The sequence below is a fragment of the Parviterribacter kavangonensis genome (genome assembly GCF_056863335.1).
Genome location: NZ_JBXPJA010000003.1, coordinates 186,968 through 211,058, shown reverse-complemented (window position 1 = coordinate 211,058; position 24,091 = coordinate 186,968). Strand labels below are relative to the sequence as shown.

The 24,091-nt window shown below is 73.6% G+C and carries 23 protein-coding genes and 1 pseudogene; 6 read left to right on the top strand and 18 right to left on the bottom strand.

Features of this window, described 5'->3' with window-relative positions:
* Positions 1-2 precede the first annotated feature (2 nt).
* Both AC1UE4_RS20840 and AC1UE4_RS20835 read right to left on the bottom strand, forming a co-directional pair.
* Positions 3-710, bottom strand: a complete 708-nt coding sequence (locus AC1UE4_RS20840; protein ID WP_482919252.1) for a biotin--[acetyl-CoA-carboxylase] ligase — start codon at positions 708-710, stop codon at positions 3-5.
* Positions 707-1,507, bottom strand: a complete 801-nt coding sequence (locus tag AC1UE4_RS20835) for an SAM hydrolase/SAM-dependent halogenase family protein (RefSeq protein ID WP_482919251.1) — start codon at positions 1,505-1,507, stop codon at positions 707-709. Before AC1UE4_RS20835 ends, AC1UE4_RS20840 begins: the two co-directional genes overlap by 4 nt.
* A 27-nt stretch (positions 1,508-1,534) precedes the next feature.
* On the opposite strand from AC1UE4_RS20835, the gene AC1UE4_RS20830 reads away from it, so the two are divergent.
* On the top strand, positions 1,535-1,747 hold the full coding sequence (locus tag AC1UE4_RS20830; RefSeq protein WP_482919250.1) for a hypothetical protein: 213 nt from the start codon (positions 1,535-1,537) through the stop codon (positions 1,745-1,747).
* Positions 1,748-1,792: 45 nt separating this feature from the next.
* Here the strand turns inward: AC1UE4_RS20830 and AC1UE4_RS20825 are convergent, their stop codons facing one another.
* On the bottom strand, positions 1,793-2,407 hold the full coding sequence (locus tag AC1UE4_RS20825; protein ID WP_482919249.1) for a TetR family transcriptional regulator: 615 nt from the start codon (positions 2,405-2,407) through the stop codon (positions 1,793-1,795).
* 77 nt (positions 2,408-2,484) lie between these two features.
* On the opposite strand from AC1UE4_RS20825, the gene AC1UE4_RS20820 reads away from it, so the two are divergent.
* Positions 2,485-4,698: an MMPL family transporter gene (locus AC1UE4_RS20820; RefSeq protein WP_482919248.1), complete on the top strand. Its 2,214-nt coding sequence runs from the start codon at positions 2,485-2,487 to the stop codon at positions 4,696-4,698.
* Here the strand turns inward: AC1UE4_RS20820 and cobA are convergent.
* From cobA to AC1UE4_RS20750, 14 genes are all read right to left on the bottom strand, one after another.
* On the bottom strand, positions 4,695-6,143 hold the full coding sequence (cobA, locus tag AC1UE4_RS20815) for a uroporphyrinogen-III C-methyltransferase (protein ID WP_482919247.1): 1,449 nt from the start codon (positions 6,141-6,143) through the stop codon (positions 4,695-4,697). The genes AC1UE4_RS20820 and cobA overlap by 4 nt on opposite strands.
* Positions 6,140-7,045: a hydroxymethylbilane synthase gene (hemC, locus tag AC1UE4_RS20810; RefSeq protein ID WP_482919246.1), complete on the bottom strand. Its 906-nt coding sequence runs from the start codon at positions 7,043-7,045 to the stop codon at positions 6,140-6,142. Before hemC ends, cobA begins: the two co-directional genes overlap by 4 nt.
* Positions 7,042-8,361: a glutamyl-tRNA reductase gene (gene hemA / locus AC1UE4_RS20805; protein WP_482919245.1), complete on the bottom strand. Its 1,320-nt coding sequence runs from the start codon at positions 8,359-8,361 to the stop codon at positions 7,042-7,044. Before hemA ends, hemC begins: the two co-directional genes overlap by 4 nt.
* Positions 8,358-8,558, bottom strand: coding sequence for a hypothetical protein (locus AC1UE4_RS20800; protein WP_482919244.1), 201 nt, complete (start codon positions 8,556-8,558; stop codon positions 8,358-8,360). The genes hemA and AC1UE4_RS20800 overlap by 4 nt, the downstream gene beginning before the upstream one ends.
* Positions 8,558-9,295, bottom strand: a complete 738-nt coding sequence (locus tag AC1UE4_RS20795; RefSeq protein ID WP_482919243.1) for a cytochrome c biogenesis protein — start codon at positions 9,293-9,295, stop codon at positions 8,558-8,560. Before AC1UE4_RS20795 ends, AC1UE4_RS20800 begins: the two co-directional genes overlap by 1 nt.
* Positions 9,296-9,300: 5 nt before the next feature.
* Positions 9,301-9,975, bottom strand: coding sequence for a heme exporter protein CcmB (locus AC1UE4_RS20790; RefSeq protein ID WP_482919242.1), 675 nt, complete (start codon positions 9,973-9,975; stop codon positions 9,301-9,303).
* Positions 9,972-10,673 (bottom strand): ABC transporter ATP-binding protein, encoded by a 702-nt coding sequence (locus AC1UE4_RS20785; RefSeq protein ID WP_482919241.1) that lies wholly within the window; start codon positions 10,671-10,673, stop codon positions 9,972-9,974. Before AC1UE4_RS20785 ends, AC1UE4_RS20790 begins: the two co-directional genes overlap by 4 nt.
* The gene (locus tag AC1UE4_RS20780; protein ID WP_482919240.1) at positions 10,636-11,109 is read right to left on the bottom strand and encodes a MogA/MoaB family molybdenum cofactor biosynthesis protein; all 474 of its coding nucleotides are present in this window, start codon (positions 11,107-11,109) and stop codon (positions 10,636-10,638) included. The genes AC1UE4_RS20785 and AC1UE4_RS20780 overlap by 38 nt, the downstream gene beginning before the upstream one ends.
* Positions 11,110-11,122: 13 nt before the next feature.
* Positions 11,123-11,962, bottom strand: coding sequence for a hypothetical protein (locus AC1UE4_RS20775; RefSeq protein ID WP_482919239.1), 840 nt, complete (start codon positions 11,960-11,962; stop codon positions 11,123-11,125).
* 22 nt (positions 11,963-11,984) lie between these two features.
* Entirely contained in the window at positions 11,985-12,422 is a 438-nt protein-coding gene (gene moaC / locus AC1UE4_RS20770; RefSeq protein WP_482919801.1) for a cyclic pyranopterin monophosphate synthase MoaC, read from the bottom strand.
* 29 nt (positions 12,423-12,451) lie between these two features.
* The gene (locus tag AC1UE4_RS20765; RefSeq protein ID WP_482919238.1) at positions 12,452-13,768 is read right to left on the bottom strand and encodes an MFS transporter; all 1,317 of its coding nucleotides are present in this window, start codon (positions 13,766-13,768) and stop codon (positions 12,452-12,454) included.
* Positions 13,769-13,837: 69 nt separating this feature from the next.
* A complete protein-coding gene (locus AC1UE4_RS20760) occupies positions 13,838-14,854 on the bottom strand; it encodes a hypothetical protein (protein WP_482919237.1) in 1,017 nt (338 codons plus the stop codon).
* Complete coding sequence (locus AC1UE4_RS20755) at positions 14,851-15,540, bottom strand: winged helix-turn-helix domain-containing protein (RefSeq protein WP_482919236.1); 690 nt, start codon at positions 15,538-15,540, stop codon at positions 14,851-14,853. Before AC1UE4_RS20755 ends, AC1UE4_RS20760 begins: the two co-directional genes overlap by 4 nt.
* Positions 15,541-16,839, bottom strand: coding sequence for a glutamine synthetase family protein (locus AC1UE4_RS20750; protein ID WP_482919235.1), 1,299 nt, complete (start codon positions 16,837-16,839; stop codon positions 15,541-15,543). It lies immediately after the preceding gene.
* Positions 16,840-16,982: 143 nt separating this feature from the next.
* On the opposite strand from AC1UE4_RS20750, the pseudogene AC1UE4_RS20745 reads away from it, so the two are divergent.
* The 4 genes and pseudogenes from AC1UE4_RS20745 to nirD all read left to right on the top strand — a co-directional run.
* Positions 16,983-17,108, top strand: a pseudogene (locus AC1UE4_RS20745) (hypothetical protein); the annotation flags it as partial.
* A gap of 57 nt (positions 17,109-17,165) precedes the next feature.
* Complete coding sequence (locus AC1UE4_RS20740; protein WP_482919800.1) at positions 17,166-20,606, top strand: molybdopterin-dependent oxidoreductase; 3,441 nt, start codon at positions 17,166-17,168, stop codon at positions 20,604-20,606.
* Positions 20,603-23,011, top strand: a complete 2,409-nt coding sequence (gene nirB, locus AC1UE4_RS20735) for a nitrite reductase large subunit NirB (RefSeq protein ID WP_482919234.1) — start codon at positions 20,603-20,605, stop codon at positions 23,009-23,011. Before AC1UE4_RS20740 ends, nirB begins: the two co-directional genes overlap by 4 nt.
* On the top strand, positions 23,008-23,331 hold the full coding sequence (gene nirD / locus AC1UE4_RS20730; protein WP_482919233.1) for a nitrite reductase small subunit NirD: 324 nt from the start codon (positions 23,008-23,010) through the stop codon (positions 23,329-23,331). Before nirB ends, nirD begins: the two co-directional genes overlap by 4 nt.
* On the opposite strand, the gene AC1UE4_RS20725 is transcribed toward nirD, so the two are convergent.
* Positions 23,328-24,071, bottom strand: coding sequence for a precorrin-2 dehydrogenase/sirohydrochlorin ferrochelatase family protein (locus AC1UE4_RS20725; protein WP_482919232.1), 744 nt, complete (start codon positions 24,069-24,071; stop codon positions 23,328-23,330). The genes nirD and AC1UE4_RS20725 overlap by 4 nt on opposite strands.
* Between the last annotated feature and the right edge of the window lie 20 nt (positions 24,072-24,091).

Below are 24,091 nucleotides of genomic sequence, written 5' to 3'. Positions count from 1 at the left end.
GCCTACGACGGAGGCGGGACGGTCCCGAGGTGGACCTCGCCGGCGTTCAGCGCGCGGCGCTCGCCGGACGGCAGCTCCACGACGAGGTTCCCGTCGTCGTCGATCCCGTCGGCGATGCCGGCGCCGTCGTGCCACGAGATCTCCCGTCCGGCCAGGGCGTCCCGCGAGCGCCAGGCCTCGAGCGTCGCCAAGACCGGCTCTTCGAGCCGGTCCTCGAACGCGCGAAGGAGCCGGCGAAGGACGCGGTCGACGTCCGATGGCTCGAGCCCCAGACCGGTGGCCCGGTCCCGCAGCTCCTCCGGGAAGTCCGAGGCGCGCACCGCGACGTTCAAGCCGATCCCGACGACCGCCCAGCGCTCCTGCGGCCGGCCCTCGACCAGGATCCCCGCGACCTTCCGCCCCTCCAGCAGCACGTCGTTCGGCCACTTGATCGTCACCGCGTCGCGGCCGACATCGGCCACGGCATCGGCGACCGCGACCGCGGCGAGCAAGGGCAGCATCGGCGGCGGGTCGCGCAGCACCAGCGACATCAGCAGTGCGCGATCGGGAGGCGCGGTCCAGACGCGGCCCTGCCGCCCCCGGCCCGCGGTCTGCGTACCCGCGGTCACCAGAGCGCCATGCGGCGCGCCCCCGATCGCGAGGTCCCGCGCCCGGAGGTTCGTCGAGTCGGTCTCCCGCAGGTGAAGCCGCGGCGTGCCGAGCCGGTTCACGCGGGGCGGATCCGCAGCTCGTCGTCCAGCCGCGCGCCGAGCCGGTCGACCGCCGACCCGCGGTTCACGGCCAGCGCGAGGGTCCGGTAGGCGTCCTCGTAGAGCAGCAGCTCACCGGCCTTGACGTCGGCGAACGTCCGCGCGTACTGCACGTCGTGCTCCTCCTCCTCGATCGCCACGACGGCCCGGTGCCCGAGCATCAACCCGGTCCCCGCGAGCTGCTGGTGGTCGACGTTCAAGGTGACGTTGCCGAAGCGGTCCACCGCCAGCACGTGGCCCACGACGGACTCGTCCTCGACCCGCGCGGTCGGCAGCTCGAGGACCGTCAGCTCACCGACGTCGATGGGCGAGCCGGCGTCGCGCAGCTCGGCCCCCGCGGCCAGCGCCGCGGCGACAGGCGCGAAGAGGTCGCGGCCGTGGAAGGTCGCCGACACGGGCCGCAGCCGGTGCGGCGACTCGCTGATCTCGACCGCCTCGACCACGCCGCCGAACCGCTCGGCGGCCGGCAGCAGCAGCCCGTTGTCGGGTCCCACGAGAACACGGTCGTCCTCGGCGCACCGCAGCGCGACGGCCCGCCGGTCCCCGCCGACCTCGGGATCGACGACCGCGAGGTGCACGCCCGGTGGCGCGTAGGGCGCCGCACGACGCAGCATCAACGCTCCGGTGCGCACGTCATGACGCGGAACGTCGTGCGTCAGGTCGATCACGCGGACCTCGGGCGCGATGCGCGCCATGACCGCGTGGCACACGCCGACGAAGTCGTCACCCCGCCCGTAGTCGCTGAGGAACGTGATCATGACCCGGGCGAAGGGTAGGCGCAGACCATGGCCGAACGCAGCGACGCACCCCTTGCCGACGAGCCCCAGCCCGGCGCGATCCCCAACGACACCCCGCCGAGCGGCCTGCCGGAGGGCGCCGACGAGGCCGATCCCCTCGGCGTCCCGGACCAGGGCGACCCCGAGGGAGAGGGCGACACCCCGCGCGGGGAGGACGCCCAGCCCGGGATCACCGAGGACGAGCCCTTCACGGGCGGCTGAGCGCCGGGGCACCGTGCACGCACGGTGCCTGACCCCGTTGTTGCGCTAGGCGGGGTGGCGGCGGAGGGCCTCGAGCCCTCCCTGGAGGAAGACGAGCGCCTCGTCGAGGACCTCGGCCGCCTCACGCTGGCCGTGGGCGTGCTCGTCGTCGTCCCAGCGGCTGAGCGCCTGCAGCGCGGCCAGCGACGCGGCGGCGACGAGCTGGGCGCGGAGTGATCCCTGCGGCACGTCGAGGTCCTCCGCGACCGCCTCGTGGAGGAGGTGCCCCAAGTCGTTGAGGTTCGTGCGCTCGTGCGCGGTGAGGGCGGGGGACGCGTCGATCAGTTGCCGGCGGCGGGCGCCTTCGTTCTCGTCGAACCGCCCCTCCGCATCGAGCGCGAGGGCCCAGGCGCGTAGGGCGTCGAAGGCGGTCTCGCCGGCCGGACGATCCCGCAGCCGCGCGGCGAAGCTCGTCACGAACTCCTCGTGGTCGTGGAAGACCACGTCCTCCTTCGAGGGGAAGTAGCCGAAGAACGTCCGCGGCGAGATGTCCGCAGCCTCGGCGATGTCGGCGACGGTGGTCCCGTCGAACCCGCGCTCCTCGAAGAGCTCGAGCGCGACGCGGACGATGCGCGCGCGCGTCTCGGCCTTCTTGCGCTCCCGCAGACCCGGACCCGACATGCACCAGGCAGTCTACCCGATCGCTTCACAAGCTGCAAAATTGCAGCGACTGCAAGCACCCCGCTACACTGCCGGCCATGTCCGCCGCCCTCGCCCGCATGGCGCGCGCTCTCACGCACCACTGGAAGCGCAGCCTCCTCGCCGCCATCGCCTCGCTCTTCGTCCTCGGCGCCCTCGCGTCCGCGGGCAGCCCCGCCGCCGACGACTTCAAGGTCCCCGGCACCGAGTCGCAGAAGGCCATCGACCTCTTCCGCGACCACACGCCCGCCCTCGCCGGCGCCGACGCGACGATCGTCTACAGCACCGCCGACGGCAAGCTGACCGACGCGGGCAAGCGCGCCGAGATCGAGAAGTCGATCGCGGCGATCAAGAAGCTGCCCGGCGTCGTCTCCGTCGGCGATCCGTTCGCGCAGGGCGGCCAGCTCTCGAAGGACGCCACGATCGGCGCCGCCGACGTCCGCTACAGCACCGATCCGGGGGACATCGAGAAGGAGGACGGCGAGAAGCTCGAGGAGGCCGCGCGGTCGGGCGAGGCCGGCGGCGTCTCCGTCGCCATGCGCGGCCAGGTCGTCGACATCGCCCAGCAGCAGGAGGCGCCGGTCGGCGAGCTCATCGGCGTCGCGCTCGCGTTCATCCTGCTGACGGTCCTCTTCCGCTCCTTCGCCGCGATGATCGCGACGCTCATCGGCGCGCTGCTCGGCGTCATGACGGGCCAGCTGCTGATCGCGATCCTGAGCGATCCGCTCGGCCTGCCGTCGTTCGCGGGCACGATCGCGGTGATGCTCGGCCTCGGCGCCGGCATCGACTACGCGCTGCTGATCATCGCGCGCTTCCGCGAGCAGGTCGCCGCCGGCGACTCGGTCCGCGACGCGTCGGCGAAGTCGGCCGCGACGTCGGGCGCGTCCGTCGTCGCCGCCGGCCTGATCGTCATGGTCGCGATCGCGGGCCTGCTCGTCGTCGGCATCCCGTTCATCGGCCGCATGGGCATCGGCGCGGCGATCGGCGTGGCCGCCGTCGTCGTCTCCGCGCTCACGTTCCTCCCCGTGCTCATCGGGGCGCTCGCGAAGTGGCTCAAGCCGAAGAAGGCCGCTCACGTCCGCCCGTCGCCGTTCTTCACGCGCTGGGGCGAGCTGGTCACGCGCCGCCCATGGGCGTCGATCGCCGCGGCGGTCGCCGTGCTGCTCGTCTTCGCCGCGCCGCTCACGCAGCTGCGCCTCGGCCAGCCCGACGACGGCAACCAGCCCGAGGGCAAGACCCAGCGGATCGCGTACGACCAGCTGAAGACGGCGTTCGGCGCCGGATCCGCCGGCCCACTGCTCATCGCCGTGGACACGCCGGACGGAGCGAGCACCAGCAAGGCGGACCTCGCGAAGCTCCAGGCCGCGATCGCCAAGACGCCGGGCGTGGCGAACGCCTTGCAGGCGGCGCCCAGCCGAGACGACGCGATGGCCACGATCGGCGCGATCCCCACGACGTCGCCGCAGGACAAGCGCACGAGCGCGCTCATCGAGCGCCTGCGCACGGACGTCATCCCGGCCGCGACCGAGGGGACGCAGCTGAAGGCCTACGTCGGCGGCCAGACCGCGATCTTCGAGGACATGTCCGACAAGGTCGCGAGCCGCCTGCCGCTCTTCATCGGCGTCGTCATCGGGCTCTCCGTCCTGCTGCTCATGGCCGCGTTCCGCTCGCTGTGGATCCCGCTCGCGTCGGCCGGGTTCAACCTGCTGTCGATCGGCGCCGCCTACGGCGTCGTCACCGCGGTGTTCCAGGAGGGCTTCGGCGCGAGCCTGCTCGGCGTCGACAGCGGCGTGCCGATCGTCTCGTTCATCCCGGTGATGATCTTCGCGATCCTCTTCGGGCTGAGCATGGACTACAACGTCTTCCTGCTCAGCCGGATGCACGAGGCCTACAACGAGGGCGACGGCCCGCGTGAGAGCGTCGTGCACGGCATGGCGCGGATCGGCAAGGTCGTGCTCTTCGCCGGCCTGATCATGGCCGCGGTGTTCACCGCGTTCGTGACGACCGACGACGTGATCTCGAAGATGATGGGCCTCGGCCTCGGCCTCGCGATCCTCATCGACGTGCTCATCGTCCGGCTCGTCATCACGCCCGCCGTCGTGACGCTGCTCGGCGACAAGGCGTGGTGGCTGCCGGGGTGGCTCGACAAGCTCCTGCCGAACGTCTCGCTCGAGGGCCACCTCGTCGAGAACGTCGACCCGCGGGAGCCGGCGATCGACGACCTGCCGCCGGACTTCGAGCCGGAGCGCGAGCGCGAGCCGGTCGGCGTCTAGCCGGCGGCCGCGTCGGCGACGAGCGCATCGAGGAGCCCGTCCGGGGTGTGGACGGGCGCCTCGACGTGGGGTTCGAGGCCGGCATCGCGGAGCGCCTCGCTCGTCGCCGGGCCGATCGAGACGACGCGCGCGTCGCCGACCCCTCCCGCGGCCGTGAGGAACGCGCGGACGGACGAGCCGCTCGTGAAGGTGACGTAGTCGGCGGCGGGGAGCGCGCCGTCGATCGGCTCGGGGACCGTCCGGTAGAGCGCGAGCACCTCGACCTCGGCGCCGCGGTCGCGCAGCGCGTTGTCGAGCACGTCGCGCGCCTCCTCGGCGCGGGCGATGAGCGCGCGCTTCACCGGGACGTCGCGCAGCGCCTCGACGAGCCCCTCGGCCACCGCGCGGTCCGGCACGACGTCGGCCTCGATGCCGCGGGCGCGCAGCGCGCGGGCGGTGCCGGGGCCGATCGCGGCGATCGTCGGCCCCGCGAGCGCGCGGGCGTCGCGCACCTCGTCGAGCAGCCGGTCGGCGCCGTTGGGCGACGTGACGCAGACGAGGTCGAACTGCCTGAGGTCGGGCACGGTGACGGCGAGCGGCTCCGTGCGGATGGCGGGCGCCTCGACGACGGAGGCGCCGAGCTCGCGCAGCCGGGCGGCGAGCGCGCTGGCCTGCGCGCGGGCGCGCGTCACGACGACGGTGCGGCCGGAGAGCGGGCGTCGCTCGAACCACTGCAGCTCGTCGCGCAGCGCCGCGACTTCGCCGATGACGGTGATCGCCGGCGCCTTGATCCCCGCTTCGGCGGCGCGCGCCGGCAGCGTCTCGAGCGTCGCGGCCAGCGAGCGCTCGTCGGCGAACGTGCCGCGCTGGACGATCGCCGCGGGTTGCGACGCGGGACGGCCGTGGGCGATGAGCTGCTCGGCGATCCGCGGCAGCTGCTTGACGCCCATGTAGAAGACAAGCGTGCCGGGGAACCGCGCGAGCGCCTCCCAGTCGATCGCCGTCTCGGGCTTCGCGGGATCCTCGTGGCCCGTGACGAACGCGACCGCCGACGCGGCGCCGCGGTACGTGACCGGGATGCCGGCGTACGCGGGCGCGGCGATCCCGGACGTGACGCCGGGGACGATCTCGAACGGGATCCCCGCGGCGCGCAGGACCTGCGCCTCCTCGCCGCCGCGGCCGAACACGAACGGGTCGCCGCCCTTCAGCCGCACGACGACCTTGCCGGACGACGCCTTCTCGACCAGCAGCCGCTCGGTCTCCTCCTGCGGCACCTGAGGCCCGCCGCCGATCTTGCCGACGTCGATGACCTCGCACGAGTCCGGCACGGCTGACAGGGCCTCGCGCGGGATGAGCTTGTCGTGCAGAAGCACCTCCGCGCGCCCCAAGACCTCCAGCGCGCGCGCCGTCATGAGGCCCGGATCCCCCGGCCCCGCCCCGACCAAGTAGACGATCCCGGGGGTCACGCCGGAGATCCTCCGTGGGGAGGCGACGACGTCTCTCGGGGCGGCACCGTGGGCGCGCGAAGGATCTCCTCGGCGCCGGCCGTGAGGAGGCGTCCCGCGAGCTCCTTGCCGGTCTCCTCCGGATCGTCGCCGATGAGCTCGTCGGTGAGCCAGGCGGAGCCGTCGGCGGCGCCGACGAACGCGCGGACGAGGAGGGACTCGTCGAAGCGCTCGGCGTGGACGCCGACGGGCGTGTCGCAGCCGGCGTCGAGCCCCGCGACGACCGCGCGCTCGCAGACGAGCGTCGCGAAGGTCGTGGTGTCGGTGATGTCCTCGAGCGCGGCGAGCGTGCGGCGGTCGCGCGAGCGCGCCTGCAGGGCGAGCGTCCCCTGCCCGGCGGCCGGCACGAGATCCAGCAGGCCTCCGGCGGCATCGGAACGACCCAGCCGCTCGAGCCCCGCGGCGGCCAGCACGATCGCGTCGGCCTCGCCGTCGGCGAGCTTGCGCAACCGCGTGTCGACGTTCCCCCGCAGCGCGACGACGTCGAGATCCGGACGGCGCGCCCGCAGCTGCGCCGCACGGCGCAGGGACGCCGTCCCGACCCGCGCGCCGGACGGCAGGGCATCCAGAGACGGCGCACCGCACAGCACGTCGCGGGCGTCGGCTCGCTTCGGCGCGCCCCCGATCACCGTGCCGCTGGCGATCCGCACCGGGACGTCCTTCGCGCTGTGCACCGCGACGTCGGCGTCGCCGCCGAGCAGCGCCTCCTCCAGCTCCAGCACCCACTCGCGCTTGTCGTCGACCGCCCGGCGGCGGTCGCCGGACGTGACGATCTCGACGATCTCGTGCTCGCCCGGAAGCAGCTCCGCGACCATCCTCGCCTGCGTGAGCGCCAGCGCGCTGCCGCGGGTCGCGATCCTCACGAAGAGCGCCGGCGCAGCGCGCGCACGTTCTCGACGTCGGGCTGCACGTCGGTGTCCGCGGTGCCCTCGTCGAGCCCGAACAGCTCGCGCGCCAGTTGCTGACGCCCGTGGCCCACGCTCTTCAGCCGGATCGTCGGTTCGTGCAGCAGCCGGTTCATGACCGCCCGCGCGATCGCCTCGACCCGCGCGAGGTCGCGCGGCGACGCGCTGTCCCAGCGGCCGGCGTTCTCGCCCAGCACGGCGTCGACGATGTCGTCGCCGTGCGCGCGCAGCGCCCGGATGGTGGGGAGCGCGTCGAGCGAGCTGAGCCACGTCGCGAACCGGCCGATCTCGTCCTCGACGATCTCGTCGGCCTTGCGCGCCTCGGCCTCGCGGCCGGACAGGTTGTCGTGCACCACCCGCTGCAGCCCGTCGACGTCGACGAGCGTCACGCCGTCGAGCGTCGCACACGCCGCCTCGACATCGCGCGGGACGGCGAGGTCGATGACGAGCAGCGGCCGGCCGTTGCGGGCGCGCATGACGAGGTCGAGCTCCTCCGCGCCGACGATCGGGTGCGGCGACGCCGTGGAGGCGAGGAGCACGTCGGCGTGCTCGAGCTGCTCGGGCAGCCGGTCGAGCGGGACGACCGAGCCGCCGAAGCGATCGGCCAGCGACCGCGCGCGGTCGGCGTGGCGGTTGGCGACGAAGATGGTGGTGACGCCCTTGGCGGCCAGCGCCTGGGCGGTCAGCTCGGCGGTCTCGCCGGCGCCGACGATCACGACCTCGCGCTGCGACAGGTCGCCCAGCACGTCCGCGGCGAGGTCGACCGCGACGGACGAGACCGATGCGCCGCCCGAGCCGATCGCGGTCTCCGACCGGACGCGGCCGCCCGTCTTCAGCGCCGCGTTGAAGAGCCGGTTGACGAGCGGGCCGTCGGTGCCGGCGGCGCCCGCCTCGTCGAGCGCGCGGCGCACCTGGCCCATGACCTCGGCCTCGCCGACGATCATCGAGTCCAGGCCGCTCGCGACGCGGAAGAGCTGGCGCGCGGCGTCGCAGTTGCGCGGCGCGTAGACGATCTCGGCGAGCTCCGTCGGCCGGATCGCGGCGCGCGCCGCGAGCTTGCCGAGCGCCGCGCTCTCGGCCTCCATCGCGTCGGAGACCACGAGGTAGAGCTCGGTCCGGTTGCAGGTCGAGATCACGACGGCCTCGCGGATCGCCGGCGACGACGTGACGTCGTGCAGGAACGGCGCGATCTGCGCCTGCGTCAGCGACAGCCGCTCGCGCACCGCGACGGGCGCAGTCTTGTGCGAGACGCCGAGGAGGAGGACCTCGCTCATCGGGTGCCGACCTCCTCGCGCTCGTCGGCCGGCGTGAGACGGTCGGCGCGGACCTCGCGTTCGGCGAGCTGCGCCTCGAGCGAGCGCCGTTCGCGCGCGGTGCGCCGGACGCGCAGCGTGATGATCCCGATGTAGATCGCCAGCAGGATCACGAACACGGCGTAGGCCGCCTCGAGGTACGGGCTGCTGTCGGGCATCAGGCGGTCACCTGCGGAGCGGCGCTGCGCCCGCCGCCGAGTCCGAGGTCGTCCCCGGTCACCTTGCGCCGCAGGCGGCGCACCTCGGCGCGCTCGCGCTTCGCCGCCAGCTCCACCCGGCAGAGGGTGACGAACAGCAGCGCCATCGCGGCCAGGCAGATGAGGAACGTCAGCATCATCTCGCCCGGCATGCCGCCGGTGGTCGTGCCGAGCGTGCGCGGGTGCGTGTAGCTCTGCGCCATCCGCACCGCCGCGAAGTTCAGCGGCACGAACGCGCCCGCGACGATCGCGAACACGCTGGCGTAGCGGGCCTGGCGCTCGGGGTCCTCGATCGAGAACCGCAGCGGCTGGTAGGTCGCGTAGAGCAGGAAGACGATCAGGAACGAGACCAGCATCGGCTCGTCCCACACCCACCAGTGGCCCCAGGAACCGCGGGCCCAGATGGAGCCGGTGATCAGCACGCCGACCGCAAGGATCAGCGACATGTGGATCACGACGTAGGAGCGGAAGTCCCACTTGGGGTCGCGCGTGCGGAGGTGCTGCACCGCGAGCAGGCCGCCGGCGACGAAGCCGCACAGCGCGACGATCGCCATCGGGACGTGGACGTAGAAGATCTTCTGGAGCAGGCCCTGGTCGGCGTCCTCCGGCGCGTAGCCGAAGATCATGAACGCCGAGAAGGCGATCGCGAGCGTGGAAGCGATGATCAGGGCCTTCAGGCCCTTGCTGGAGCGGGTCACGGCTTTCAGTCCTCTAGGAGGAAATCGAAGACCCCGTAGGCGACGAGGCCCATGAGCAGATCATAGATCGCGATGATCGCCAGCCATCGCTCCGGGAGCGTCTGCGCGCCACCGGCGGCGAAGAGCGGCGCGGAGGCCTTCGACGCGGCGAGCACGACGGGGATCAGCAGCGGCAGCGTCAGCAGGGGCCCGATGAGGTCGCGGGCGCGCGTCCGGATGGCGAGCGACGCGACGAGCGTCCCCACGATCGCCAGCCCCCCGTTGGCCAGGACGAGCAGCAGCAGCCACTCCGGCAGGGCCGGCAGCGGATCGGGCCCGAGCAGCAGGATCACGAACGCCGGGACGGCGACGACCTCCACGAGGCAGAGGAAGACGAACAGGCCGACGGCCTTCGCGACGAAGAGCGCGGTGCGGTCGACCGGGGCGAGCAGGAACCCGTCGAACCCGCCCTGCTCCTCCTCCGCGACGAACAGCCGGTTCTGACCGAGGACCGCCGCGAAGAGCAGGGTGACCCAGAAGACGCCGGCGGCCAGCGAGCCGTCGACGGTCGGGCGGTCGAGGCCGAAGTGGAAGAGCACGAACGTCGTGACCGCGAAGAGCGTCATCGCGGGGATCGACTCGAACGTCCGCAGCTCGACCCGGAGGTCCTTCCGCAGCAGGGCGGAGACCGCGCGCCTCACCGGTAGAGCCCCAGGATCTCGGCTTCGGAGATCTCTCCGGCGGCTCGCAGGAAGACCGGTCTCCCGCCTCTCAGGCCGAGCGCGAGATCCGCCTCGGCCAGACCGCCGGTCGGATCGTGGCTCGTGACCACGCGGGTCTTGCCCGAGGCCTTGCCGACGAGCGGCTCGACCAGCTCGATCGACCCGGGGTCGAGGTTCGCGCGCGGCTCGTCGAGCAGCAGCACCGGCGGGTCGTGCAGCACCGCGCGCGCGACCGCGACGCGCTGGGTGAGGCCGCGGCTCAAGACGTGGACGCGCTCGTCCGCGCGGACCCGCAGGTCGAGGACATCGAGCAGCGCGTCGACGCGCTCCTCCGCGACGCCGTGCAGCCGCGCGTGGAACAGCAGGTTCTCGCGCGCGCTGAGGTCGCGGTACAGCAGCGGGTCGTGGGCGAGGAACCCGATCTTCGACCGCACCTGCCAGCCGTCGCGCGGCAGCTCGCGGCCGAGGACGCGCGCGACGCCGCGGTGCGGGCGCAGCAGCGTCCCGAGGATCCGCAGCAGCGTCGACTTGCCGGCGCCGTTCGGCCCGAAGACGACGAGCGTCGCGCCCTCCGGGAGGGTCAGCGAGACGTCGGCCAGCGCGATCCGTTCCCCGAACGCCCGCGCCAGGCCCTCCGTCTCAATGGCGGGAGTCGCCCCGGAGGGTGGCGGAGACATGCCGCAGGGTCGGCGCGATGACGGGGAAGAGCTCGCGGACCGCCTTCGGGCTGCCGGGGAAGTTGACGATGAGCGTCTGGCCGGCGATGCCCGACACGCCGCGGGACAGGATCCCCATCGGCGTGTTGCGCTGCGCCTCGGCCCGCATCGCCTCGGCGAAGCCGGGCGCGTCGCGCTCGACCACCGCGCGCGTCGCCTCGGGGGTCACGTCGTCGGGCGTGAAGCCGGTGCCGCCGGTCGTGAAGACGAAGTCCATGTCCGAGTCGACGAAGTGGTGCAGGCGGTCCTCGATGAGCGAGAAGTCGTCGGGGACGACCTCCATCGCCTGCACGTCGGCGCCGGCGTTCTCCGCCAGCTCGGCGAGCAGCGGCCCGGACTCGTCCTCGGCCTCACGCCGCGAGACCCGCGTGCTGATGGTCAGGACCGCCGTGCGCATCGCGGCGCGCAGGCTATCCGGCGAGGAAGAGCGGGGGGTCGATCCGGTGGATGCCCTGGGCATCCAGGTACAGGCGCGGCCGCGCGTTGGCGAGCGCCAGGGCGGTCGTGGCGGCCGGCAGCGCGCGGTTGGCGGGGCGGGGGGCGCGCACCTCGGTCGGTCCCGAGCCGCCGAAACGCGGGGTCCACCAGACCCGACCGCCCGAGGTGAGGAACGCGAGGTGGTACCGCGAGAGCACGATGCTTCGGGGCGCGGTCCCGCCGCCGGACACCGAGAAGGCACGGCCGCGGCCGCTCATGCGCCGCACTCTCACGCGGCTGCCGTCCGTGTACGCGACGCGGCTGGTCGATGCGGCGGTCTCGCGCGCGACGGTCCGCGCGACCCGGCGTACGGCACCCGACGGGCTGGTGACGAAGACGCCGCGCCGAGGGCCGCTTCGGCGAACGAACGCGTATCGGCCGGTGGCCAGGCTGGGCGCCGTCTCGACCGCCGCGGTGTTGATGGCGCGGACGGGCCGCTCGCGGAGCGTCCGGACGTCGAGCTGGTGGACGTCGCCGTCATCGCGGGCGTAGACCACGGCGAGGCGGGCCTCGGCGAAGCGCAGCGACGTCGTGCCGATCGACGGATCGGGGGCGCGGGCGAACGATCGGATCGGCGGCGTCACGATCGCTCCGTCCGGGCTGCGCAGCACGAGTCGCCAGCGGTCGTTCGCCACCGGGGCGGCCCACGCGAGCCAGCCGCCGCCGGACGCGAGGTTGCGCGCGCCGGGAGCGGCGACGACCAGCGTGTCGGCCGACGCCGTCGCCGTCCCGGCGACGGACGCGAGCAGGGCGGCGACGACGATGCGCCTCACACCCCCGGAACCCGGGAAGCGATCAGGAGTCGCGGCGCCAGGTGCCCGACCGCCCGCCCGTCTTCTCGAGCAGCACGACCTCGGCGATCTCGACGCCCTTCTCGAGGCCCTTGACCATGTCGTACACGGTCAGCGCGGCGACCGAGGCGGCGGTCAGCGCCTCCATCTCGACGCCGGTCTGCGCCTGCGTGCGCGCCTCCGCGACCAGCGTGATCGTCCCCGCGTCCGCGTCGATGTCGCCCTCGACGCCCGCGTACGACAGCGGCAGCGAGTGGCACAGCGGGATCAGCTGGTCCGTGCGCTTCGCCGCGAGGATCCCCGCGATGCGCGCGGTGCCGAGGACGTCGCCCTTCGGCGCGTCGCCGCGCGCGACCGCCGCGGCGGTCTCCGGAGCCATCCGCACGGTCGCCCGGGCGACCGCGCGGCGCTCCGTCACGGCCTTCGCGCCCACATCGACCATGCGGGCGCTGCCGTGCTCGTCGAGGTGCGTCAGTCGGTTGTCGCCCACCGCCCAAGCATGACGGGTGGGGTCTCGACCCGCGGCCGCAGGTAGGCCACGACGGTGATGGCGAGGCAGACGACGTAGTAGGCGAGGAAGCCGTACAGCGCGGTCTCCGGCCCCCCGGTGTGCTCGATCGACTTCGAGAACGCCTGCGGGATGAGGAAGCTGCCGTACGCCGCGACGGCCGAGCTGATGCCGAGCACCGCGGAGGTCTCGCGCAGCGCGCGCGGCCGGTCGTGCGGGTGCATCGCGGTCAGCACCTTCGGGACGATCCGGAACGTCGACCCGTTCGCCATCCCGGACAGGACGAACAGCACGAGGAAGCAGCTGAGGAAGAGCGGGAAGCTGCCGGCGTTCAGCGCGGCGATGACGCCGGGCACGACGCAGCTCATCCCGAAGAACACCGCGACGGTCACGCGGGCGCCGCCGACGCGGTCGCTCAGCCAGCCGCCGAACGGCCGTGCGATCGACCCGACGAGCGGCCCGAGGAACGCGTACGTCAGCGGGTCGTAGCCGGAGAACTGCGTCTTGATGAGCAGCGGCATCGCGGCGGAGTAGCCGATGAAGCTGCCGAACGCGCCGATGTAGAGCAGCGTCAGCAGCCACGTCTGGCGGTGCCTGACGACGCAGACCTGGTCGGCGAACGACGACTTCATCCCGGCGATGTCGTCCATGCGGCTCCACGCGCCGTACGCGGCGAGCAGGATGAACGGCACGAACACGAGGCCGGCGTAGGCGAGATGCAGCGCGGCGCCCGCGCCGATCGCGATGACGAGCGGCACGACCTTCTGCACGACCGCGACGCCGATGTTGCCGCCCGCCGCGTTCAGCCCGAGCGCCGCGCCCTTGCGGTCCTCGGGGTAGTAGTAGGAGATGTTCGCCATCGAGCTGGCGAAGTTGCCGCCGCCGAAGCCGGCGGTCGCCGCCGCGGCGAGCAGCGCCCAGTAGGGCGTCGCCGGATCGCTCACCATCCACGCGAGCAGGCCGGCGGGGATGAGCAGCAGCAGCGCGCTCACCATCGTCCAGCGGCGACCACCGAAGCGCGCGGGCGCGAACGTGTACGGGAAGCGCATCGTCGCGCCGACGAGGCCGGGGATCGAGACGAGCCAGAAGAGCTGGCTGGTCGAGAGGTCGAAGCCGCTGTCGTTGAGCTTGACGGCGACGACGCTCCACAGCTGCCAGATCGAGAAGCCGAGGAACTCGGCGAAGATGGACCAGCGCAGGTTGCGGCGCGCGACTTGACGACCGGTCTGTTCCCAGAACTGCGGGTCGTCGGGTTCCCAGTGCGTGATGGCTCGGCTCATGCGCGTCGATGCTGAGGTGCGGCGGTGTCCCCGCCTTTGCACTCGCGTTTCGGATCTGTTTCCGGGGCGTCACCCGACGAAGGCGTCGAGCGTGGCGGCCGCCCGGCCGTCGTCGAGGACCGCCTCGGCGCGCGTCAGGGCGCCGGTCGGCGTGTCGGCGAGCCCGGCGGCCAGCAGGCGCAGCGCGGCGCTCAGGGTCACCGCGTGCCGGGCCGGGCCGTGCTCGTCGCCGCTCAGCACCGCCCGCGTGAGGCCCGCCGCGATGGCCGGGTCGCTGTCGCCGCGGACGACCATGCCGAGCCGCTCGGGCAGGTCGAGCGGGCCGTCGAGGCTCGCGGCGATCGGCCGGCCGGGACGCAGCACGTCGGAGCCCTCGATGCCGCGCAGCGCGATCGCCCGGTCGGCGCCGAGTCGCTCGAGCGCGCCGAGCAGCCGCGGCCCGTAGCCGCCGTGCGTGTGGCCGACGACGAAGCGCTTCGCGCCGAACCAGTCGACGAGCTTCTCGGCGGAGTGGAACGGGCCGCGCAATCCGACCTCGTCGCGCACGGCGGCAAGCGCCTCCCAGCCCTCGACCGCCTCGGCGGCGTGGAGGAGCGCGGCGCCCGAGCGCTCCAGCATCGCCTCGGTCTCGTCGGGGGCGGGACGCGCCGGGCCGCCGAGCTCGGCGAGCACGTCGGCGGGCGTCACCCCGTGCTTCGGGCCGAGCCGCGTCGCGCAGGCGATGACGACGGCCGCGCCCGCGGCGGCCGCGCAGACCGTCGCGGCGAGGCCGAGCGACGGGCTGTCGGCGATCCCGTCGAACGCGCCCGCCGTGACGACGATCGGGCCGCGGCCGGCGGGCACGCGCAGGTCGAGCGCGCGGTCGCGGACGGCCTGCGCGATCCCGGCGAGCTCCTCCGCTCCCTCGCCCTTGAACCGCAGGCCGATGAGGAACGCGCCTGCCTGCGCTGGACTGACGGCGCCGTCGAGCAGCGCGAGGCCGACCTCGCGCGCCTCGTCGAAGCTGAGGTTGCGCGAGCCCCTCGGACCCGTCGCGACCGCCTTGATCGTCTGGCGGAAGCCGGGGTAGGTCGTGCGAACGCTCACGGGCCGCCGCCTCCTTCGATCGAGAACCGGTAGCCGACGGACCGCACGGTCTTGATCCGCGCCGCGTGCTCGGCGAGCTTGGCCCGGACGCGCCGCACGTGGACGTCGACGGTGCGCGCGCCGCCGTAGTAGTCGAAGCCCCACACGCGGCTCAGCAGCGCCTCGCGCGTGAAGACCCGGTTCGGATGCGTCACGAGGAACTTGAGCAGCTCGTACTCCATGTACGTGAAGTCGACGGGACGGCCGGCGATCGAGACCTGGTAGGTCGCGAGGTTCACCTCGAGCGTCCCGACGCGAACGACGTCGTCGGCCGGCACGCCGCGCACGCGGCGGCGGGCGCGGGCGATGCGCGCGCGCAGCTCGGCGGGGCGCAGCGGCAGGACGATCAGCTCGTGGCCCTCGTGCACCGTGATGCCGTCGGAGAGCTCCTCGTCCTCGATCGCCAGCACGAGCGGCACGTCGCCCATCTCCTCATCGGCCTCGAGGCGCGTGCACAGCTCCGGCTCGCCGAGCACGAGCGCGACGTCGGGCGGCTTCGGCGGCCCGCCGCCGTCGCCCTCGGGGCGCAGCGTCCCGTTCACCGCGACGCGGCGCGGCGCGAACCCGAGCTCCGCCAGCAGGCGCGCGGCCTCCTTCGCCGGGGCGTCCTCGGCGCCGGACTCGAGGTAGATCCACGCCTCGCCCATCTAGAGCAACCGCAGGAAGCGGCGGTGCTCCCAGGACGTGATCGTGGCGTGGAACGCGTCCCACTCGAGGCGCTTGTTGGCGACGACGAGGTCGACGAGGCCGTCGCCGAGCGTCTCGCGGGCCAGTTCGGACCCCTCGAAGAGGTCGGTCGCCCTCTTGAGGTCGGACGGCAGCAGCTCGGTCTCCTCGTCGGAGCCGTCCTCGGGCGGCAGCTGGTAGCCGCGCTCGATCCCGCGCAGCCCGGCGGCGAGCACGAGCGCGATCGCCAGGTACGGGTTCGCGCCGGGGTCGGGGGAGCGGAGCTCGAGGCGCGTCGCGGACTCCCGCTCCGGACGCGTCGCCGGCACGCGCACGAGCCCCTCGCCGCCGGTGCGCGTCCACAGGATGTGGCTCGGCGCCTCGAAGCCGGTCGTGAGGCGCTTGTACGAGTTCACCCACTGGTTGGTGAGCAGGGTCAGCTCGGGGGCGTGGGCGAGCACGCCGGCGAGGAAGCTGCGGCCGGCGTCCGACAGCGGCTGCTCGGGATCGGGGTGATGGAAGAGGTTGCGGTCGCCGTCGAAGAGCGAGAGGTGCAGGTGCATGCCGCTGCCGGCGTGGTCCTCGAGCGGCTTCGGCATGAACGTCGCGAGCAGGCCCAGCTCGCTCGCCACCTCCTTGACCGTGAGGCGGAACGTCGTGATCGCGTCGGCCATCGACAGCGCGTCCGTGTGGGCGAGCTGGATCTCGTGCTGGCTGGGGGCGACCTCGTGGTGGCTCGCCTTGACGGGGATGCCCAGCTGCTCGAGGTGGTCGATCGTGCGGCGGCGGAAGTCGGACCCCTCGTCGAGCGGAGTCAGATCGAAGTAGGCGCCGTTGTCCAGCAGGCGAGGCTCGCCTGAGTCCGCGCTGTCGCCGGCGAAGAGGAAGAACTCGATCTCCGCGCCGACCTGCGCGGTCCAGCCGAGGTCGGCCACGGACGCGAGGACGCGCTGCAGCGCCTGCCGGCTGTCGGCGGCGAACGCGGCCCCGCCCTCGCGGCGGATCGTGCAGAACATGCGCCCGACCGGCGCGTCGCGCCAGGGGAGGAGGCCGAACGAGTCGGGGTCCGGGAACGCGAGGACGTCGCGCTCGCGCCGGCGGGCCGCCGCCTCGAGCGAGGAGCCGTCGATGCCGACGCCGTCCTGCAGCGCGCTCTCGACCTCGGAGGCCGGGATCGCGAGCGACTTGAGCACGCCGAGGACGTCGACGAACCAGAGCCGGACGAACCGGACACCGCGTTCCTCGACCGTGCGCAGCACGTACGCGTCGTGGGGACCCATGACGCTCGGCCACGCTAGGAGAGGGTTCGCGATCCTTCATCCGCCCCGCGGTCGGAACCGGTTCGCCGTCATGTCGAATCGCGTTCATCAGCCTGAAACACACGGGTCGTTCGCGGGAAACGGCTTGCGCCCATGCTCGCCGGGTGCCCGGACCGGAGCTGACCCTGTGCCCGTACTGCGGGACCGGCTGCGGTCTGCGGGTCACCGTCTCGGGCGGGCGCGTGGCGCGCGTGGAGGGCGATCCGCGTCATCCGGTCAACCGCGGGCGGACGTGCCGGAAGCCAACGGACCTGGGGTCCGCGGTCCATGCCGCGGACCGTTCCGTCGTGCCTCTGGCGCGGTCGTCGCGGGACGAGCCGTTCACCGCCGTGTCGTGGGACTCCGCGCTGGGCGGGGTCGCGTCGTCGCTGCGGCGGATCGTGGCGGAGCACGGGCCCGACGCGGTGGCGTTCTACATCTCCGGCCAGCTGCTGACGGAGGACTACTACGCGGTCAACAAGCTCGCGAAGGGGTTCCTCGGGACGAACAACGTCGACTCGAACTCGCGGCTGTGCATGTCGAGCGCCGTCGCCGGCTACACGGGTGCGTTCGGCAGCGACGGGCCGCCGCCGGCGTACGCGGATCTGGCTCTGACCGACTGCCTGCTCCTGCTCGGGTCGAACACCGCCGCGTGCCATCCGATCGTGTGGTCGCGGATCCGCGATCGGCAGGCCGAGGGGGCGACGGTGATCGTCGCCGACCCGCGCCGGACGCCGACCGCGGCGGCCGCGGACCTGCACCTGCCCGTGCGGCCGGGCACCGATCTGCCGCTGCTGAACGCGATGCTCGGCGTGCTCGCGCGGGAGGGGCTGCTGGACGAGACGTTCATCGCGCGGCACACGAGCGGCTTCGACGAGGCGTTGGCGGTGGCGTCTGCGTGGCCGGTCGAGCGGGCGGCGGCGGTCTGCGGCGTGCCGGCCGCCGACATCGAGCGGGCGGCGTCGCTGTTCGGCGCGGCGGGCGCGGCGATGGCGCTGTGGTCGATGGGCGCGAACCAGTCGACGGTCGGCACGCTGAAGAACCGCGCGCTCATCAACCTCTGCCTGGCGACCGGGAACCTCGGCCGGCCGGGCGCCGGGCCGCTGTCGCTGACGGGGCAGCCGAACGCGATGGGCGGGCGCGAGGTCGGGGGCCTCGCCCATCTGCTGCCCGGCTACCGGCGGGTCGACGTCGCGTCCGATCGCGCGGCGATCGCGGCGCACTGGGGCGTCGACCCGTCGGTCCTCTCATCCGCGCCCGGCCTGACCGCGACCGAGCTCATCGACGCGCTGCTCGACGGCCGCGTCCGCGCGGTGCTGGTCGCGGCGACGAACCCGATCGTCTCGCTGCCGGACGGCGGCCGCGTCCGCGAGGCCCTCGAGCGCGCCGAGCTCCTCGTCGTCCAGGACTGCCACCACCCGACCGAGACGTCCGCACTCGCCCATGTCGTCCTCCCGGCCGCCGCGTGGCCGGAGAAGGAGGGGACGATGACGAGCTCCGAGCGCCGCGTCGGCCTCGTCCGCAAGCTCCTCGACCCACCGGGAGAGGCCCGCCCCGACTGGCAGATCTACGCCGCCCTCGCCCGCGAGCTCGGCTTCGCCGACGCCTTCAGCTGGTCCTCGCCCGCCGAGGTCTACGACGAATGGGCCGCCTGCACCGCCGGCCGCCCCTGCGACGTCACCGGGATCTCCCACGAGCGGTTGCGGCGAGAGGGCTCCGTCCAATGGCCCGCCCCGGCGTCCCCCGACCACGAAGGGACAGCGCGTCTCTACGCGGAACGAAGGGTCCTCACGCCGGACGGCCGCTCCCGCTTCGCGCCGACCCCGCACGCGGATCCGGCGGACGCACCTGACGACGCGTTCCCGCTCGTGCTCACTACGGGCCGTCTCGCGGACCAGTGGCACACGATGTCGCGGACGGGGAAGTCGGCGCGGCTGAAGGCGGGCCGGCCGACGGTCTCGCTCCATCCGGAGGACGCGAAGGGGATCGCCGACGGCGACCGCATCCGCCTCCGGTCCCGGCGAGGAGAGGTGCTCGTCGACGCGGTGCTCGACGACACGCTCCCGCGTGGCGTCGCCTTCGCGCCGTTCCACTTCGGCGCGCTTCACGCACCCGCCGGCGCCGGCCAGCTCAACGCCCTCTCGCACGCCTCGATCGACCCCACCTCCAAGCAGCCCGAGCTGAAGGCGATCGCCGTCGCCGTCGCGCCGCTCGCCACCGCCCGAGGGGCTTCGCGCGGCGGCGCCTCTGCCGCCCCCGCGGCCTCTGCCGGCCGCCTCCGCGCGTCTTCGCCGGCGCGCCGCCACCTCGTCATCGCCGGCACCGGGATGGCGGGTCTCGCAGTGGCGGAGGAGGTGCTCGCACGGGACCCCACGTGGCGGATCACGATGTTCGGCGAGGAGACGGGACCGGTCTACAACCGGATCCTCCTGTCGAAGCTGCTCGCCGGCGAGTGCGGCCCCGGGGAGCTCGCCGTGCGGCCGCTGGGCTGGTACGCGGAGCGGGGCATCGACCTCCGCGGGGGCTGCGCGCTGACCGCGATCGACACCGCCGCGAAGACGGCCACCGACGTCTCCGGCGAGGTGCATGGCTACGACGCGCTCGTGCTCGCGACCGGGTCGCGGCCGTTCGTCCCGCCGGTGCCGGGCGCGGACCTCCCGCACGTCGGCGTCTTCCGGACGCGCGCCGACGTCGAGGCGCTCGCCGGGACGCCGCTCGCGGGGCGCCGCGCGGTGGTGCTCGGCGGCGGGCTGCTCGGCCTCGAGGCGGCCGCCGGGCTTCGCGCAAGAGGGGCGCGGGTGACCGTCGTCGAGCCGGCCCCGCAGCTCATGGGACGCCAGCTCGACGTAATCGCGGCGGGGATGGTGGAGGCCGCGCTCACCGACGGTCGCCACCCAACCGACGCGCTGTCGCATCGTGGGATGCGGGTGCACACCGGCGTCTTGCCGCGGGCGATCGGACCCGAGGAAGTCGAGCTCGAGGACGGCACCGTGCTGCCGGCCGACCTCGTCGTGATCGCGGCGGGCGTGCGGCCGGAGACGACGCTCGCGCGCGCCGCGGGGATCCCGGTCGAGCGTGGGATCGTGGTCGACGACGCGATGCGCGCGGGCGCTCCGTCGGTGTTCGCCGCGGGCGAGTGCGCCGAGCACCGCGGGACGATCTACGGGCTCTGGGCGCCGCTCGCCGAGCAGGCGCGCGTCGCCGGCGCGGGCGTCGCCGGCGATCCGGCCGCGTTCCACCCGCAGGTCACCGCGACCGTCCTCAAGGTCTCCGGCGTCGACGTCTACGCGGGCGGGGTCGCCGAGGCGGCGGACGGCCAGGACGAGGTCGTCCTCCGCGACACGCGGCGCGGCGTGTACCGGAAGCTCATCCTCGACGGCGACCGGCTCGCCGGGGCGATCCTCATCGGCGACGTCGCCGACGCGCGCCGTTGCACCACCGCCCTGCGATCGGGCGAGCCCGCCGAGGAGACGCTGCTCGCTCCGGCCGGCGCCGCCGCCGAGCCCGTCGTCCCCGAAGGCGACGCGACTGTCTGCTCCTGCAACGCCGTGACCGCCGCAGAGATCGAAGGCGCGATCACCGCCCGCGGTCTCACCACCGTCGCCCAGGTCGCCAACAGCACCCGCGCCACGACCGGCTGCGGCGGCTGCGCGAGCGACGTCCGTTCGCTGCTCGACCGCCACCGTTCATCGGCTCGAAACACAAGCGACCAGGTCGCGAAATCGCCCGCGGCCACGATGCCGGCATGAGGGAAGACGGACTTCCGGCCGCGCCCACCCGGACCTCTCCGGCCAGCGGCTCCGTCGTCGTCGTGGGCGGCGGCATCGCGGGCCTCGCGGTCTGCGAGGCGCTGCGCGAGCGCGACGCGCTGCGGCCGATCACGCTCGTCTGCGCCGAGCCGCGCCTGCCGTACGACCGGGTCCGGCTCTCCGAGATCCTCGTCTCCGGCGCCTCGTGCGAGACGCTGCAGCTGCGCCCGCCGGAGTGGTTCGACGACCACCGCGTCGAGGTCTTGACGGGTCGGCGGGTGGACGAGGTCGATGCCGTGGCGCATCTCGTGCAGCTCGACGACGGGACGGCGCTCCCGTACGGCGCGCTCGTGCTGGCGACGGGCTCGACGGCGCTCCTGCCGCCGATCCCCGGCATCGACCTCGATCACGTGCATGCGTTCCGCGGTCCGGAGGACTGCGACGCGATCCGGGCCGCCGCGCGGAGGGCGCACCGCGCGGCGGTCATCGGAGGCGGGCTGCTCGGCCTGGAGGCCGCGCGCGGCATCGCGTCGCAGGACGGGGTGGGTGGGCTCCATGTCACGGTCGTGCACCTCATGGACCGGCTGATGGAGCGCCAGCTCGACGCCGGCTCGGCGACGATGCTCAGGGCGGCGCTCGACGTCGACGTCCAGCTCATCCGGCAGACCACCGCGATCACCTCGCGCGGGCTCTCCTTCGCCGACGGCGAGACGCTCGACGCCGACCTCGTCGTGGTGTCGATCGGGATCAAGCCCGAGACCGCGCTGGCTCGCGCCGCCGGGGCAACGGTGGAGCGCGGGATCGTCGTCGACGACGCCCTGCGCACCTCGCTTCCCGACGTCTACGCGGTCGGCGAGTGCGCGCAGCACGACGGGCTCGTCCACGGGCTCGTCGCGCCGATCCTCGAGCAGGCGCGCGAGGCGGCGAAGGCGATCACCGCCGGCGACGCCGCGTACGCCGCGAGCGTCCCGGCGACGAAGCTCAAGGTCGCGGGCATCGACCTCTACACGGTCGGCGCCGCCGAGGGCGACGCCGAGGTCGTGACGGCGGACGCCACGGCGGGCGTCTACCGCAAGCTCGTCCTCAAGGACGGCGTCGCCGCGGGAGCGATCCTGCTCGGCGACCTCCGCGGGTCGGAGCAGCTGGCGACCATGGTGCGGCGCGGCGAGGCCGTTCCCGATCCCCTCGACGCCCTCGTCGCGTCGCTCGACGCCGGCCCGGCCGAGCTGCCCGGCGACGCGCAGGTCTGCAACTGCAACGGCGTCTGCAAGAGCCAGGTGATGGACGCCGTCACGGAGCAGGGCGCGACGACGCCGCGCGAGGTCATGGCGATGACGCGGGCGGGGACGGGCTGCGGCTCGTGCAAGCCGCTCGTCGTCGACCTCGTGGCGCTCGCGGCCGGCGGCGAGGTCGCGGACGAGCCGCACTACCTCTGCCCCTGCAAGCGCCAGACGCGCGAGGACCTCGCGGCGACCATCCGCGAGCACGGCTTCGACTCCGTCACCGCGGTCTCGGACGCCTGCGGCACCGGGCGCGACTGCGGCGCCTGCAAGCCCGCGCTCGCCTACCTCGTCTCCGAGATCACCGCGAACCGCCATCGCGAGGAGCGCCACGCGCGGTTCATCAACGACCGCGTCCACGGGAACATCCAGAAGGACGGCACGTTCTCGGTCGTCCCGCGCATGCGCGGCGGCGTGACCACCCCGTCCGAGCTGCGCCGCATCGCCGACGTCGCCGAGAAGTACGAGGTCCCGCTCGTCAAGGTGACCGGCGGGCAGCGGATCGACCTGCTGGGCGTCGCGAAGGAGGATCTGCCGAAGGTGTGGGCCGAGCTCGGGATGCCGAGCGGCCACGCCTACGCCAAGGCGGTCCGCACGGTGAAGACGTGCGTCGGCAGCGACTTCTGCCGGTTCGGGCTCGGCGACTCGATGGGCCTGGGGGTCGAGATGGAGCAGGCGTGGGAGGGCCTCCACACGCCGCACAAGGTCAAGGCCGGCGTGTCGGGCTGCGCGCGCAACTGCGCCGAGGCGACGATCAAGGACGTCGGGCTCGTGGCGGTCGGCGAGGACCGCTGGCAGGTGCGCGTCGGCGGCGCCGCCGGCGGCAACGTCCGCGAGGCCGACGTGCTCACGACCGCGCCCTCGCGCGCCGAGGCGCTGCGCGTCGCGACGACGTTCCTCCAGCTCTACCGCGAGCACGCGGACTTCAAGGAGCGGACCTACGACTTCGTGCCGCGCGTCGGCCTCGACTGGATCCGCGAGCAGGTCCTCGGCGAGGAGACGGGCGCCGCGCTGCGCGAGCGCTTCCGTCTCGCCAAGGCCGCCGTCACGGACCCGTGGCTCGAGCGCGACACGCCGTATCACCCGAACCAGTTCCGCGACCTCGAGGCGGTGGGCCCCGCATGATCCATGCCTGTCAGATCGACGACGTCCCCATGGGCGAGGGGCGAGCGGTGATGCTTGCCGGCCGCCGGATCGCGCTCTTCCGGACGCCCATGGGCTGGTACGCGATCGACCACGCGTGCCCGCACGCCGGAGGCCCGCTCGCCGACGGCATCGCCGGCGACTGCAGCGTCATCTGCCCCCTCCACGAACGCCGCTTCGCCCTCGACACGGGCGAGCCGATCGGCCACGAAGGCCCGCCGGTCGCGACACACCGGGTCCTCGTCACCGACGACGAGGTCCTCGTCGAGCTGACCCCGGCGCTCGTGCCCGCCGCCGCCTAGGCGGCGGGGACCGCGCTGCGCTGGGCGCGCGCGATGAGGTCGAGGACCGCCTGGTCCTCGCCGCGACGGAGCAGCTCGATCGGGTCGGGGTCGCCGTTGACGATCCCCTCGAAGAAGTCCTTGCGGTCGTTGTAGGTCGGGAGCGTGCCCTTGGCCCAGCCGCGGACGTCGTTGAGCATGACCGCAAGGCGGGCGTGCTCCTCGCCGAAGTGCTCCTGGATCTCGCGCTTCATCCGCTTCGCGAGCGCGGGCGACGCGCCGGCGGTCGAGATCGCGATGGCGAGCGGGCCGGTGCGGACGATCGCCGGGAGGATGAAGTTGCAGAGCGGCGGGACGTCGACGATGTTCACGAGCATCGCGCGGCGCTCGGCGTCGTCGTAGATGCGGATGTTCGTGTCCGTGTCGTCCGTGCAGGCGATGACGATGAACGTCTGCTCGAGGTCGTCGATGCCGGCGTACTCGCGGCGCTCCCACGCGATCGAGCCCTCGTCGGCCAGCTCCACCAGCTCGGGCACCGCGTCGGGCGCGATGAGGGTCACGTCGCCGCCGCAGGCGAGCAGCCCCTCGACCTTCTCCAGCCCGATCTCGCCGCCGCCGACGACGACGCACCGGCGGCCCTTCAGCTTCAGGCACGCGATGTAGAACGGCGTGTCGAGCATGTCCCGCACGCAGGTCTGGTCGCAGATCCCGCGGCGGAACTGGCAGACGCATTCCTTCCCGGCGTAAGCGGCAGCAGGCATGGTCCGAACCACTGTAGTCA

Excerpts from the sequence above, each read along its gene's own strand:
- AC1UE4_RS20835 (WP_482919251.1), bottom strand. The coding sequence starts at position 1,507 with ATGATCACGTTCCTCAGCGACTACGGGCGGGGTGACGACTTCGTCGGC.
- AC1UE4_RS20830 (WP_482919250.1), top strand. The coding sequence starts at position 1,535 with ATGGCCGAACGCAGCGACGCACCCCTTGCCGACGAGCCCCAGCCCGGC.
- AC1UE4_RS20825 (WP_482919249.1), bottom strand. The coding sequence starts at position 2,407 with ATGTCGGGTCCGGGTCTGCGGGAGCGCAAGAAGGCCGAGACGCGCGCG.
- AC1UE4_RS20820 (WP_482919248.1), top strand. The coding sequence starts at position 2,485 with ATGTCCGCCGCCCTCGCCCGCATGGCGCGCGCTCTCACGCACCACTGG.
- hemA (WP_482919245.1), bottom strand. The coding sequence starts at position 8,361 with ATGAGCGAGGTCCTCCTCCTCGGCGTCTCGCACAAGACTGCGCCCGTC.
- AC1UE4_RS20800 (WP_482919244.1), bottom strand. The coding sequence starts at position 8,558 with ATGCCCGACAGCAGCCCGTACCTCGAGGCGGCCTACGCCGTGTTCGTG.
- AC1UE4_RS20785 (WP_482919241.1), bottom strand. The coding sequence starts at position 10,673 with ATGTCTCCGCCACCCTCCGGGGCGACTCCCGCCATTGAGACGGAGGGC.
- AC1UE4_RS20780 (WP_482919240.1), bottom strand. The coding sequence starts at position 11,109 with ATGCGCACGGCGGTCCTGACCATCAGCACGCGGGTCTCGCGGCGTGAG.
- moaC (WP_482919801.1), bottom strand. The coding sequence starts at position 12,422 with ATGGTCGATGTGGGCGCGAAGGCCGTGACGGAGCGCCGCGCGGTCGCC.
- AC1UE4_RS20765 (WP_482919238.1), bottom strand. The coding sequence starts at position 13,768 with ATGAGCCGAGCCATCACGCACTGGGAACCCGACGACCCGCAGTTCTGG.
- AC1UE4_RS20755 (WP_482919236.1), bottom strand. The coding sequence starts at position 15,540 with ATGGGCGAGGCGTGGATCTACCTCGAGTCCGGCGCCGAGGACGCCCCG.
- AC1UE4_RS20750 (WP_482919235.1), bottom strand. The coding sequence starts at position 16,839 with ATGGGTCCCCACGACGCGTACGTGCTGCGCACGGTCGAGGAACGCGGT.
- nirB (WP_482919234.1), top strand. The coding sequence starts at position 20,603 with ATGAGGGAAGACGGACTTCCGGCCGCGCCCACCCGGACCTCTCCGGCC.
- nirD (WP_482919233.1), top strand. The coding sequence starts at position 23,008 with ATGATCCATGCCTGTCAGATCGACGACGTCCCCATGGGCGAGGGGCGA.
- AC1UE4_RS20725 (WP_482919232.1), bottom strand. The coding sequence starts at position 24,071 with ATGCCTGCTGCCGCTTACGCCGGGAAGGAATGCGTCTGCCAGTTCCGC.